The organism is Agaribacillus sp. DX54, assembly GCF_056858335.1.
Window position 1 is genome coordinate 77,910 of sequence record NZ_JBXEQE010000013.1, and the last position, 13,075, is coordinate 90,984.

At 43.1% G+C, this 13,075-nt stretch carries 12 protein-coding genes and 1 pseudogene; 2 read left to right on the forward strand and 11 right to left on the reverse strand.

The features are described 5' to 3' along the window. Positions 1-283 precede the first annotated feature (283 nt). From AC04NP_RS15225 to AC04NP_RS15270, 10 genes are all read right to left on the reverse strand, one after another. Positions 284-865 (reverse strand): 3-keto-disaccharide hydrolase, encoded by a 582-nt coding sequence (locus tag AC04NP_RS15225; protein ID WP_482860721.1) that lies wholly within the window; start codon positions 863-865, stop codon positions 284-286. 30 nt (positions 866-895) lie between these two features. Continuing rightward, on the reverse strand, positions 896-1,660 hold the full coding sequence (locus AC04NP_RS15230; protein WP_482860645.1) for a 3-keto-disaccharide hydrolase: 765 nt from the start codon (positions 1,658-1,660) through the stop codon (positions 896-898). A 13-nt stretch (positions 1,661-1,673) separates the two neighbouring features. Further along, the gene (locus AC04NP_RS15235; protein ID WP_482860722.1) at positions 1,674-3,029 is read right to left on the reverse strand and encodes a Gfo/Idh/MocA family protein; all 1,356 of its coding nucleotides are present in this window, start codon (positions 3,027-3,029) and stop codon (positions 1,674-1,676) included. Between the two features lie 89 nt (positions 3,030-3,118). After that, entirely contained in the window at positions 3,119-5,410 is a 2,292-nt protein-coding gene (locus AC04NP_RS15240; protein ID WP_482860646.1) for a LamG-like jellyroll fold domain-containing protein, read from the reverse strand. A gap of 443 nt (positions 5,411-5,853) precedes the next feature. Further along, positions 5,854-6,678, reverse strand: coding sequence for a DUF4097 family beta strand repeat-containing protein (locus AC04NP_RS15245; RefSeq protein ID WP_482860647.1), 825 nt, complete (start codon positions 6,676-6,678; stop codon positions 5,854-5,856). 22 nt (positions 6,679-6,700) lie between these two features. Then, the gene (locus AC04NP_RS15250) at positions 6,701-7,564 is read right to left on the reverse strand and encodes a DUF4097 family beta strand repeat-containing protein (RefSeq protein WP_482860648.1); all 864 of its coding nucleotides are present in this window, start codon (positions 7,562-7,564) and stop codon (positions 6,701-6,703) included. 12 nt (positions 7,565-7,576) lie between these two features. After that, positions 7,577-8,350, reverse strand: coding sequence for a HEAT repeat domain-containing protein (locus AC04NP_RS15255; RefSeq protein WP_482860650.1), 774 nt, complete (start codon positions 8,348-8,350; stop codon positions 7,577-7,579). A 1-nt stretch (position 8,351) separates the two neighbouring features. After that, positions 8,352-8,879, reverse strand: a complete 528-nt coding sequence (locus tag AC04NP_RS15260; RefSeq protein WP_482860651.1) for an RNA polymerase sigma factor — start codon at positions 8,877-8,879, stop codon at positions 8,352-8,354. 162 nt (positions 8,880-9,041) lie between these two features. Further along, positions 9,042-11,699, reverse strand: coding sequence for an FtsX-like permease family protein (locus tag AC04NP_RS15265; protein WP_482860652.1), 2,658 nt, complete (start codon positions 11,697-11,699; stop codon positions 9,042-9,044). Positions 11,700-11,702: 3 nt separating this feature from the next. Next, a complete protein-coding gene (locus AC04NP_RS15270; RefSeq protein ID WP_482860653.1) occupies positions 11,703-12,035 on the reverse strand; it encodes a helix-turn-helix transcriptional regulator in 333 nt (110 codons plus the stop codon). A gap of 204 nt (positions 12,036-12,239) precedes the next feature. Here AC04NP_RS15270 and AC04NP_RS15275 point away from each other — a divergent pair, with 204 nt between their 5' ends. Both AC04NP_RS15275 and AC04NP_RS15280 read left to right on the forward strand, forming a co-directional pair. Continuing rightward, positions 12,240-12,392, forward strand: a complete 153-nt coding sequence (locus AC04NP_RS15275; protein ID WP_482860654.1) for a GNAT family N-acetyltransferase — start codon at positions 12,240-12,242, stop codon at positions 12,390-12,392. A 15-nt stretch (positions 12,393-12,407) separates the two neighbouring features. Next, positions 12,408-12,737 (forward strand): annotated as a pseudogene (locus AC04NP_RS15280) (GNAT family N-acetyltransferase); the annotation flags it as partial. Here AC04NP_RS15280 and AC04NP_RS15285 read toward each other — a convergent pair. Beyond that, a complete protein-coding gene (locus tag AC04NP_RS15285; RefSeq protein ID WP_482860655.1) occupies positions 12,668-13,003 on the reverse strand; it encodes a hypothetical protein in 336 nt (111 codons plus the stop codon). The pseudogene AC04NP_RS15280 and the gene AC04NP_RS15285 sit on opposite strands and share 70 nt — an antisense overlap. Positions 13,004-13,075 lie beyond the last annotated feature (72 nt).

Genomic DNA, 13,075 nt, shown 5'->3' on the forward strand with positions numbered 1-13,075 from the left:
GAACACTAAAGACAAAAGATAATTGGCTGCTATCTTTCACCCCCTGATGTAACGAACGAGGTCAACTAAGCAACAAAGTGAGCATTCCGGTTGTGCCTTAAATCGCCTTTGTAGCACAAGCAGCCGGTAGCTGTCGCAACGCAAGTAGGCACCTGAATGATCTTCTCATCGCATAGGACCTTCATGACTCTTCATGACTCTTCATGACTCTTTGTGCCTCCGTGCCTTTGTGGTGAAAAATGGTCAACCACAAAGGCACGGAGGCACAAAGAAGGTCTCCATTTTAATCCAATCTTTCAACCTTTATGTTCCTCCAATAGACTTTGATTCCTCCTCCGTCATGAATTTGCAGGGCAATGCTCCCTTCCGCCCTGCCTATTTTTTCATCGGTCAGGGAAACCATTTCGGTGCCGTTTAACCAGGTGGTGATTTTATCGTCCACCACCCTGATTTTCATTTTATTCCACTTGCCATATTTGAGGGCCTTATCCTTTTCCGGATCAGGTTTGATCAGCCAACCCCTGCCATAGGATTCGTAAATACCTCCGGTATTTTTACCTGGTGGGGCCACCTCGGCCTGCCAACCGGTAACCTTGGTACCTTCGATAGATGACCTGATAAATACACCGCTATTGCCATCTTTTTCTTGTTTAAACTCTACAGTCAGCTCAAAGTTTTTGAAGGACGCTTTGGTTCCAAGATATCCATAACCTGCGTCAGGGCCGCTTTCTGAGACCAGCAGTCCCTTTTTGACATACCATTTTTCAGTTCCATATATTTCCCAGCCTGTCAGGTCTTTGCCATTGAACAGATCTGTGGTTTGTGCAAATGATCCTGCAATGGTAAAAAGCCCTGCCAAAACCATTGCCAATAATTTTAATTTACCGGTCATCGACTAAAGGGGTTTGATTTTTATATTTTTATACCATATAAAACTTCCATGGTCCTGAATACCTATTAATCCCGTGCGGGCAAGTCCATAATCCGGATAATCGTCCCACTTGCCATCATTCCTCCTGGCATGCCAGTCTTCACTCCAGGGTACAAACTCAACTATTTTTTCCCCATTCAGCCAATGTTCCACCTTTTCAGGCGTAAAAAGGATGCGCGTGGTATTCCATTCTCCTGCGGGTTTAACAATTTTCTTTTCAGGGTCGGCCGGGTGCATGGCATAGTTCGCGCCCACCATTTGCCAGTCTTTGAGGGGCTGGGTAAAGCCGATATCATCTAAAACCTGGTACTCCGGGGCCGTTTCATAAGGAGCTTTGTATTTCTCACCCTCCTGCACATGGTAAAAAATGCCGCTATTGCCGCCTTCGCCAATCTTCCATTCCAGCCTTAACTCGAAGTTATCAAACTCCCTGGCACCATACACAATATCTCCCCCTATATCGCCCCCTGTGCCCAAAGACTTCAGGGCACCATCTTCTATGATCCAGTTTTCAGGCAACGTCTTCTGGTTGAAACCCCTCCAACCTTCAGTGGAAGTTCCGTCAAAAAGAGTTATCCACTCATGGTTGACAGGACTTGCAGGCTCTTCTTGCGTTCCGGCACTGGCATTTTCCTGCTGTGCCTGCTGTTTTCCACCGCAATTGGCGACCAGTACAGACAAAATGCCCCAGGCCAGTATTTGTAAGGAATTGATGATTTTTCTTTTCATGATATTTGGTGCGTTATTTTACTACTTTCATGTTTTGAGGATCCCAGTTAATAAAGCTGTTTTGACGATAGCTATCATTGCACAGCAAAGCCGGGGCAGCCGCTCTGAAACCAAATTCAGGATCTTCAACCACCTTGCCACCGGTTCGGATGGCCCTGAAAAAATTACCAAAGTGATCATAATGGGCCCCTTTATAATCGGTTTCGGCTTTATACACGATTTCTTCGGGTGGAAGCATTTGTTTTCTATCCGTGTAGCCTGTTTCGCTTTCAGCGGCTTTAGCCTTGGCGAAAGGGTCATCAGAAGATATGCTTTTATTTCTGTGAAGCACTACCTCACGCCATTTTATATCCATAGATCCTTCACTGCCCACCAGTTTGAGATAGGTAGAACCACTGGTGCCATCCACAAAATTACATCGCAGCGAAAGGTTGAATCCCGGATGGGCATCGGATTGCGGGTATTGGAAGATGCCAAGCAATACATCGGGCACTTCCCGGCCGTCTTTCCAGTAACGAAGCCCTCCCATGGCACTTACCTGATTGGGGCCCAGGGAATCGGTGACGAAATGCAGGCTGGAAAAGAGATGCACAAACAAGTCACCAGACATCCCTGTTCCGTAATCGGTATAATTTCTCCATCTGAAAAATCTCATGGCATCAAATGGACGTTTAGTAGTATTGGAAATATACTTTTTCCAATTAACTGTCTTCTCCGAAGCGTCTTCGGGAATGTGATACTGCCAAGCTCCGGTAGGAGAATGTCTGGCCCAGAAGCCTTCGACATAATTAAGGTCCCCGATGGCCCCCTCGGCTAACAGGGCTTTAGCTTTTTCATTACCCAGCGACGAGAGCCCCTGGCTACCGACCTGAAACACTTTTTCTGATTTTCGCCATGCCTGTATCAGTTCCAAACCCTCATCCACGGAATGTACCATGGGTTTTTCACAGTATACATGTTTGCCAGCATTCAGCGCATCAATAGAAATCTGCTTATGCCAATGATCGGGCGTGGCAATGATGACCGCATCAATATCTTTTCTTTTTAAAATCTCTTTGTAATCATCAGTGGTAAAAAGGTCCTGTCCCCACTTTTGCTTCGCTTGCCCAAGCCTTCCTTTATACAGGTCACAAACAGCCACTAATTTGATGCCTTCATGTCTTAACGCTGTATTGGTATCCTCCCCTCCCATGCCACCGGCACCAATTAAGGCTAAATTAAGCACTTCAGAGGTGTTGGTCACTTTGCCCCTTTTAAGGTAGCTGATGGTGGACTTTCCGGCAGCAAAGGAGCTGCCTACTGTAGAAGCAACGGCTGTAGAAATGCCAAGCTTTCTGATAAATTGTCTTCTGTTCGTACTTTTCACGATTTCCTGGAAATTAAAGATTATGAAAGGGTAATATCAGGGTGAAGGGTGCAACAAGTAGGGTAACAACAGGGGTATTAAGATATTTTTTTTCACAAATGTCGCAGTTGAGCGGATCCTGAAATATATTCGGTGAAATTTTTGGAGAAGGATTCATTGTAAAAATTAAAATAGGTCTTCCGGTAAGATTCGAAAGTGTGCCTCGCGAGGGCATGTTTTCCTTCTTTTAAATAGACATTGAGTTGATAATTCAGGGCCTGCTCATTTAAAGGATCCAGGGTAGTGAACGCCTTTGTTAACCTCAACATCAGCTTTTGATTGCTCAGGCACTCATCACTGTAAAAACATGGCGTCAACATTTCCAGAATTTCGTTACTGATTTCGCCTTTAAACAGGTCGAGCCATTCATAGTCCAGTTTGGGAAGCAAGGAACCGTTACCCACCATTTTCAGCAACTCAACCAGACGAGGTTCCGCCAAAGTATGAGGGGGCAACTGATTTTTGAAAGCCTGGTAAGAGGCAAGGTCACAAGAAGCGGCTGATTCGAACCGGATTTTCCATAGCTTATCTTCATAAACCAGGGTGACACCTGTGTCTTTTGCCAGAATCTCCCTTAGCCGTACCATCTGGGTACTTCGATTGTTTTTGGCACTTTCTGCGGAATAACCTGCCCATAGAATATCAGTCATCTCCCTCGTTTCAATACCTCCTTTTCTGACAGTGTAAATCAAAATAAGTAAAAACAGCTCTTTCCGCTGGGGGGAAAGCTGATTGGTAAGATCTACATCACGCTGATTTTTTAGTTGAAAATGATCAAATACCCTGATAAAATACGAAGGATCGCCTGATTTTTGTAAAACGGGCATTTTTGAATTGACTGCCTGTCCGGAAGCCTTAGCCTTTTTACCGTTTAGCTTCCACCATACCAATAGCAAAGGAAAAATGAATATGGCCATAGCGAATAGCCAATAATTATTGGTACTTTCAGCCTGTACATCCCCTCCCTCTTCGAAAACCAATCGGATTTCATCGTCACTCAGCGCCCTGGTCCATATTTTGAGGTTATCCATTCTCCCGACAAAAAATTCGTCCCAAAGATTGGTCCCGATAATCAGGGATTGTGAAGTGGGCCTGATACCTGACGCCGGAAGTGTGTTGGTACGTTGACCATTTACATAAAAATAAACAAACTGGTTGGTATCGTAAACAAACGAAATATGTGACCAGCTATCTTTTGGTATGGAATCGGATTCATTGATATGGTCCCGGATATCAGGTGTTGTAAATACAAGGTTACCGTTGAGAATTTTCGCTGAAAATGACTCCCCCACTCCTACAATGCTTTTATTATAAGAAAGTTCATAGGGGTATACCCAAACTGAAATGGTAACTTCGCTTTCTATATTGCCCAGTACGCTTCCAAAATCGATGTACTTTTCCTTTCCGGAGAATTCCCCGACCCAACCCCGCTCCGGGTCTTTAACATATGTGATGTTCGCATACCTGTAGGGCAGGGACTGCTCAGTGCTATTATCCGGATTTTGTTCGAAATTCAAATTCAGTCTCAATGCATCATCAAGCCTTCTTTTATGGGCCCTGAAAACTTTAATAGATGAGGCATTCTGCTCATTAAAATTAATCACATCGGGTGAAAACATGTAACCACGCTTGTAAGGCCTCACCCTGGTTACCTGGGTATGGATTTTTCCACTGCTTGTGAGTTGCGTGGTATCCCAGGATACCTGCGAAAGTTTTACGCCATCTTCAATGACTATGGCATTATAATAGACCTGGCTGTTAATGGAATCAATGATGGGTTTAACCGTTTCAGGGCGATGTGAAACAAAAATGTTCGGCAGGTTGCCGGTATTGTGGTACAGGTTTCGTAACTGATCTTTTAAATCCCGGACAGAAAGCCCGGGATCATCTTTAAACATTGTCAGATTGTTAGTACAGTGTCTATCACCACTTACAGGTTCTTTCAGATATTTGCTGGCGTTAAGAAAATTACCATCATAACTAAATATATAGAGTCGCCCTTTATGAAACTCAGGCCCAAATACCCGATCATCGGGTGGTCCTTCATAGATATAATTGCTCAATCTGCTGAGGTTATCCGGGTCAACACTGTTAAATATCAGAATCAACGGGTCGCTTTTGGAATCCAGAAAATGCGCAATCCAATCAATTTCTTTAGCGGAAAGCCTTGATTTGTTTAAAAAAAGTACCCTGTATCCTGTAAGAAGCTTTTGCCTGAGACTTCCTGGGGTTGAATCAGCCAGGAAACACTTTTCATCCAGATACTGCTGGCCGTAAGAATTCCATACGCAAAAGGTTAGTATCGCGGCCAGGGTAGTTTTCAACAAAGCGCTAATTCTGATCACCAACATTATGCTTAACTAAGTTACCTTTTTAAAGATACCGATTTGTCTTTGAAAATACAGTAACTTGCTTACTTATCTATGCTACTATACGACTTAATTCTTAATCTGGTAGCGTCTGTGGGTGTTGCACAACGTTTTCGACAAAATTCTTTGTGCCTCGGTGCTCTCATATAACTAAAGTTCCGTTATTTTCTGCGGATGGGAGTAACGCTGTCGGGAAACTACTTATATAAGTAATTTGTAAATTATTGAATATCAAATATTTATGAATTAGTTATTTTTGTTAGATGTTTGGTCAATTGTCTGACCCTGGGGAACTTTGTGGTGAAAAATGGTTAACCACCAAGGCACTAAGACACAAAGAGACACAGCCGTTTTCATCCGGTGTGTGGAAACCGAAGGTAGTATACCTAATTTCCAAGACAACCTCCGGTTCTGTTATTTTATTTCTTCCTTATAATTACATCTCCGCGATAGGTGTTAAACAGGTATTCTGCCCCCCCTGCACCTAAGTTACCAGTCAGCCATCCGCCCACCTGAATTTTTGTTCCTTTCGACGTTCCCGACTCAACAAGGGCCGACTGTGGCTTCATATCCATGTCGAAGTCTGTATAGATTTCTCCCTTCGTGGTTTTAATTTTGGCAAAGGCATTCACATGAGCCGGAAAGGTGATGTCTATATCTCCATGATAGGTACTGAAAGCCATGGGAGTATCGCTCGATACGCTTTGAAAGGTAACTTTGATCTCTCCATGGTGGGTGTTTGCCGTTACTGAACCTCCTATTCTGTTAAGCACAATGTCATCATGGTGGGCCTGCACCTCAATTTCACCAATTACATCATTTACTTCAACATATCCGTCATGGTGTGCGCTCAGGGAAAGTGAAAAACGATTGGGAACCTTTATCTCAAAATTACTTTCCTTGTTATCCACGTCCTGTATCCTTACGAAGTTATCCCTTTCCGTAATGTTAAATTCGGCCGCTGTATTAGGAATCCGTCTCAGTCCATCACGGGATTTCCTGTTTTTTTCATCTTCCTCCTTATCCTCATCTATGTTATGTATAACTGTAACGACCACTTCATTTCCGTTGTATCCATCAATCTTAATCGATCCTCGATGCAGGCCAACTTTCAGCTTACCAGGCTTTCCCGAATCACTTAATGGAATTTTAAACTCCTGTTTATCAATATTTTGTGATATTGCATTTAAATGAGCACTTCCTGTCAGGAGTACAGCTAGGATTGTTATATATATGCGCTTCATGATTTACTTTTCGCTTAAAATGTTATTGTTTCGCTTTTAGAAGATAAATATCGCCATGCCAGGTCTTGAACTTCTGTTCAGGTCCACCGCCACCAATTTGAATGGCAGTTCTGGCATTAACAACATATTTGGTACCTTTTTCAACATCATTTTTGACAAGGGCCATCGGTTGTGGGGTCCAGTCAAAATCCGTAAAAAATTCTCCATGGTGGCTTTTTAAGTACACGTTAGCTGCTAGTGCCGGCCGGAATTCAATGGTAATATCGCCATGATGTGTGGCATAAGAGCAGGCATCCGAGGGGTTTTGAACAAACGATGCCTTGATATCACCATGATGGGTTTTCAGTGCTGCCTTCCCACCTAAATTCTCAGCCAACAGATCGTTATGGTGGTTTTTTGCCATCAGGTTGCCATCAATATCTTTGATTTTTAATGGTTTTCTGTGCGTGGAAACCTGAAGATCCAATTGCTTCGGGAGTTGGAGCTCGATTTCGAACTCGTATTTGACTTTGACATGTTTGCGATCATGGTTGCCATTACAGCAGGAATTATAATGACCAAAACCATTTTCGTCGATCTCAAAATTGATATCAGGATGTTTCATGAAAAAATACATCTTATCTTCCACGGTGACGGAGTCAAAGGTTATGGAACCTTTTGCTTCCTCAAGCCGGTCATTGGAAATCGATTCCAGGCTACGCTTGATTTTGAGTGAAGCCACCTTGCCTTCCACACCTTTTACACTAACAGGACCATTCATGTTGTGCAGGTGTAAAGATTGCAAGGTGGATGTGTTGACGGTAAATATCTGTTCGTCAATGGCCTTTTGCCCACTTGCATGGAGGGCAAAGCAGGCCAACATTAATAATAGGAGTGGTGATTTCATTTACTTTGAGTTTTATATTTGACTTAGGGTTTCTTTTAAATGCATTTTTACTTCCAGATCCAACTGATCTGATTCGAGTAATTTTCTGATTTCCTCATCCGGTCCATTTTCCTGAAGTTTGATGATGACCTCTGCCAATGAAAGTTGAACAATGGCAGACTCCTGGTAGGTCAGGGCCTTAATGAGTAACATTCTTACTTTGGGCTTATCAGAAAAATGAAGCATCGCCTCAATAGCGCTCAGCCGGACATTGACATTAGGGTCACCGAGGATGGTCATGTAAAGGGCTTCATATACATATTCCTCCGGATCTGCCTCGGACTTGACAGTTTGCAGTACTTTCAGCTTTTCCGATGCAGGTTTTCCGGCTTCGAGGGAGGTAAAGAGCTCATTGGAGGCAGAGGGGCTATCGTTCTGGTTGCCCGATCCACCGCGATTAGCAACGAAGACCCCAGCCGCAAGACCAATGATAAATACAGCCGCCCATTTTAATATGGTAAACGAAATACCAAAAGTTCTGGCTTTACCGGAGGGCTGTTCGTCATTAAATTTATCGAGCATGGTAAAAAACCTGGTTCTTGCACCATCCGGTACCGGCGGCACCTCCAATTGTCCTAGTTCCATCCATACCTGGTATGCCTCCCTCAACGGTTGTTTACATCCCGGATTCTGAAAAACCAACGCTTCCAGATCTTTTGTCTCAAAGTCGCCGGTCCCCAGGCGCTCATTTAGCTTATCCAGCGCTTCCACACAATTTGTATCAATATGCTGATCTTTATCTTTCATATCATTTCAATTCTGCTCTCTTTATGATGTTTTGTAATTCCAATAATCCCCTCCTCACCCTTGCTTTTACCGCATTTTCGGAGACATTGGAGATCTTGGCAATTTCCTTGTACTTAAAGCCCCGGAACCTGCTGAGTACGATGGCTTCCCGCTGTTCCGGCACCAGTTTTTGCAGCGCTTTTTCAAGTAATAATTTGCGCTCTGCCAGTTGAATATGCTCTTCCTCGTTCATCCCATCGGTAAATGTTGTCTCCACACCGGTCAGGTCCTGCGCCTGTTTCATCGGATCGTTTTTCCTGTACCAATCTTTCAGTACATTTCTCGCAATGGCATACATCCAATAGATAAATTTTCCTTCATTTCTGAATGTATTTCGATATTTTAGCAACCTGTAAAAAACTGATTGTACCATATCTTCACTTTGTGCCGGATGATTGGTCATTCTGTAAAAAAAACCAAAAAGTCCCTTATGATGGCGATCAAACAGCAATCCCATCTGGCGAAAATCGCCGTTTTGAACCTGTTCCATTAAATAATTATCTTCCGGATTTTCCAATAGTTCTGACTATTCAACAGGGCAAACTTCAAGATCTTGAAATAGTTGCAGAAGATCGTAAATTTTTCTGTAAATGTTTTTCGATACAATGTAGTATGTAATTGACAGTTGACAATGGACAATTGTCAATTCAAATTATTCGTATCTCAGCGTATCAACCGGATCTTTCCTCGCGGCTTTGAAGGTTTGAAAACTCAATGAGAGTAGGGCGATAAAAAAGACCAGCACCACCGGTATGGCAAAGAACCACCAGCCAAGGGGCGCCTTGAAAGCATAATTATCAAGCCAGCTATTCAGTGATAGGTAAGCCGCAGGCAAGGCAAAAATGTTAGCGATAAGGATAAGCTTTAAAAAATCACCGGAGAGTAATGTCATCAGGCTTGTCACACTGGCGCCAAGTATTTTTCTGATACCGATTTCCTTGGTACGCTGCATGGCCATGAAGGCGGATAAACCAAACAGTCCCAGACATGCAATAAAGATCATCAAATAGGCACCAATCGTTAAAGTAGCACTCATTTTTATGTCTGCGTCATAGAGCCTTTGGAAACGGTCGTCGAGAAAGCTGTATTCAAAGGCTGTGCCTGGAAACAGGTCCCGGTAAGCTTTTTCAATAAATGAGACAGACTCATCTGTGGTTTCGCCATCGATTTTAATATACATCGACTCACCCCAATAAAACTTTTTACCGGAATACCCCATGACAACCGGGGCCACAGGACTGCGCAATGAAAACAAGAACGCATCTTTGACAACCCCGATGACCTTACCGGATTTGCCATAGTTAAACCCATTGATTCTTTTTCCGATGGGACCGTCTTCCGTTTTGTCCCAGCCAAAAGCCTTCACGGCGGTTTCGTTGACCAGATAAGCACCGTTGAAATCCGCAGCACTTCCGGAGTTGAACGACCTTCCTTTTACCACCTTTAAATCCAGCAGGTCAATGAAATCCTCATCAAAGTGTAACCTGGCTACAGTTCTGGATCGCATTTCTCCGTTTTCCCTTTCAATTTTATGCTCATCTATCATTGAATATCCAGGTATATAATCACAAGTGGCCGTACCATGGATGTGAGGGTTTTGACGGAGCCGGTTTTCAAAAGCACTAAAATTTTGGGCCATATTTCCGGGTATGGAAACAATGACCACATTTTCTTTATTGAATCCCAGCTCTTTGTTGTTAATAAATCGCATTTGCGCTGTTACCAGTAATGTAGCAAATACCATAACCACAGCAATGGAAAACTGCAATACAATCAAGGTCTTCCGGAAAATTACGTTTCCTGCCTTTGTACCCAATTTGGTCTTAAAAATATAAACCGGATTAAACCGGGATAAATAAAATGCCGGGTAAAACCCGGATAGTAATATCAGCAAAATGAATGATCCTGCTCCTATTAACAGAAAGCCTGGCTGCAAGAGGTTGCTTACGGTAAGCCGGTAGTCCATCAACTGGTTAAAAAAAGGGATCGCCAGCAACATCAATATAATTCCTGCAATGGAAGCCACTATGACCAGCAGTGTAGCCTCGGTAAGAAATTGTTTTTGCACCTGTCCGCTTTTGGCTCCCAATACTTTTCTTACACCAATTTCCTTGTACCGGTAAGATGAGGCTGCCATGGCAAGATTGGTGTAGTTGATACCCGAGCTAATCAGAAAAAAAAGGCCAATGACGAAAAAAGCATACAGATAAGAAGGGTTACCCCCTGATTTGATTTCATATTGCTTTTTGGAGTCGAAATGAATTTTTAATAGTGGCTGTAAGATCAACCCTGCCTTTGCACCGAATCTTTCCTGTACACTGATGATGTTTGCGTTGTTGTTAAAAAATTCTTCGGCCTTTACTATAAATTCAGGATAATCATGATTTTCGGGAAGTAGTGCGTAAGTGTAGGCATGGGAATCATCCCAAATATCATCACCGCCACCCGTGTGCCATGAGATCAGGGCATTGGGTTGCAGGTGATCATTAAAAGGCAGATCTTTCATGATGGCAGTCACTGTAAATTCATGATCATTGATTTTCACTGTTTTGCCAACGGGATTGCTGGCCCGGGATGCGGGTTTGCCAAATATTTTAGTGGATAATGTTTCAGAAAGCACGATGCTGAAACGTTTTTCCAGGGGATTTTTGTCCCCGGCGACCAATGGGTAAGTAAAGATTTTAAAAATATTCGAATCTGCCATGAATACCTGTTTTTCTTTAAAAACATTGTCCCCCGACTTGATGACGATAAATGGATAACCCATAAACTTCAATCTGGCCATTTCAATAATAGCTGCAAGATCGTGCGCCATTGCCAGTCCCAATGCGGGGGGACTGGCGGCAAACTCTGTATAGTCACCATCAATCTCCGTACTGACACTAATGCGATAAATCCGGTCCGCAAACTGATGATGACGGTCAAACGTCAGTTCACTGAAGTTGTAGGAAAACAAAATGAGTGAACTGCCTATGCCCAGGGCAAGCCCTAATACATTGACGATAAAATAGCGGGGCTCGCGCTGAATGTACCGGTAGGTGGTCTTGAAATAGTTGTTAAACATCATGCGATAATTGGTTTTTCGATATGAGGCGTGCTTTGTTTTAATTATGTAGGGCCTCATGAATGACAAGACATCCAAAATGTAGTAAAGACGGGCTACTGCAACTCCCCGATGGTCTTTGTGGCGGGCAAACAATTCATGCAAATCCCCCTGTAAATCTTCCAGTGCTTCGGGGCGGCAATACCAGCTTAGTAATCGGTCGGCCCACCGAGGTGGTTCAACGTTTTCAGATTCACGCATCTTCATGGATCAAATATTTTTGAATGCGGTTTCAGGTACAAGTTTCCAAAGCGCGGCCCGCTGGTCCCTTGCTTTCAACAAGGCCGCCTTACCCGCTGCGGAAATGGTAAACAACCTCTTTCTCCTGCCTCCCCTGACGCGCGTACTTGCCCCCATCCTGGAATCAGCCAATCCCTTTTTTTCCAACCTGTCAAGCGCAGAATGCACTACGCCAAATGCAACTTTTCTTCCGGTTATCCGGTTGATTTCATCAGTGATGGCAATGCTATAAGCCTCCTCCTGCAGCACTACGACAGTGAGCAGCACAAGCTCTTCAAACTCACCCAGATTGGTTCCTTTCATGTGAATAATTTTATTTCTTCACTAAATGTATTACATATAAAATGAAAAAAACAAGAATTTATTATATTTCTTAAGCAAATAAGTAAGATATTATTCCTTTCGCAGCTTTAGATGGCTTCCCCGGCAGGAAACTTAAAACTTTTCCGTTATCTTTATCACTCCTTATCTTTGTCATCCGGGATAGTGACCCATCACAAAACAAACATGGTAAGAGCAGTTAAACCACAAGATATTGAAGCAATAAGAACGATCTACAACTACTATGTAATGAATACCATCATTACTTTTAAAGAAACTCCGGTGACCACGGAAGAAATGGATAAAAGGATAAAATCTGTTAATTCAGGTTTTCCATGACTTGTCTATGAAAGGGATGGAGAGGTTTTAGGATATACCCACGCAAGCAATTGGAAATCGAGGTGCGCATACAAACTTTCGGTAGAAAGTACAGTATATCTTAAAGCTGGTGAATTGAAGAAAGGGTTAGGTTTTCAACTGTATTCTATGCTAATAAAGCAGCTTTCAACCCTGGGCTTTCACGCAGTGATAGCTGGTATTGCCCTCCCAAATGAAGCCAGTATTGCCCTCTTTGAGTCTGACTCCCAAGGCCTCCAGGTAATTATAACCAACTTCTATCTCATCGACTTCATGTTTTTTCCATCAAGGCCAATCACAGAAGTAGTAGATGACCTCCCAATATGATTGCGGGAACCTGCCACGCTTACAACATTTGGGTTTTGCAGAAATTCATTTTTTAACGCAGTGTAGATCTTTTCGTCATCCAGGGGCACGACCAGGGTTTGGGACTGGTTATACCCCCAATCACGTTGCTGGTGGTAATCGGCATTTTGAACGAAGGTAATACCAAAAACAATGGTAATAATGGAAAGAATAAACTGGAATACCAGAAAAACTTTTGTGAATTTGTTCTTTTTACCAAATTGCTGCTTTCCCCTGAAAATACTCACTGCATTGAATGATGAGATGTAAAACGCCGGTTAGGCACCGGAACCCAGTCCCGTAATGATGACCAACACCAG

What these genes read in the sequence shown, in the direction of transcription:
- AC04NP_RS15225 (WP_482860721.1), bottom strand. Translation starts at nt 865, where the DNA reads ATGGTTTTGGCAGGGCTTTTTACCATTGCAGGATCATTTGCACAAACC.
- AC04NP_RS15230 (WP_482860645.1), bottom strand. Translation starts at nt 1,660, where the DNA reads ATGAAAAGAAAAATCATCAATTCCTTACAAATACTGGCCTGGGGCATT.
- AC04NP_RS15245 (WP_482860647.1), bottom strand. Translation starts at nt 6,678, where the DNA reads ATGAAGCGCATATATATAACAATCCTAGCTGTACTCCTGACAGGAAGT.
- AC04NP_RS15250 (WP_482860648.1), bottom strand. Translation starts at nt 7,564, where the DNA reads ATGAAATCACCACTCCTATTATTAATGTTGGCCTGCTTTGCCCTCCAT.
- AC04NP_RS15255 (WP_482860650.1), bottom strand. Translation starts at nt 8,350, where the DNA reads ATGAAAGATAAAGATCAGCATATTGATACAAATTGTGTGGAAGCGCTG.
- AC04NP_RS15260 (WP_482860651.1), bottom strand. Translation starts at nt 8,879, where the DNA reads ATGGAACAGGTTCAAAACGGCGATTTTCGCCAGATGGGATTGCTGTTT.
- AC04NP_RS15265 (WP_482860652.1), bottom strand. Translation starts at nt 11,699, where the DNA reads ATGAAGATGCGTGAATCTGAAAACGTTGAACCACCTCGGTGGGCCGAC.
- AC04NP_RS15270 (WP_482860653.1), bottom strand. Translation starts at nt 12,035, where the DNA reads ATGAAAGGAACCAATCTGGGTGAGTTTGAAGAGCTTGTGCTGCTCACT.
- AC04NP_RS15275 (WP_482860654.1), top strand. Translation starts at nt 12,240, where the DNA reads ATGGTAAGAGCAGTTAAACCACAAGATATTGAAGCAATAAGAACGATC.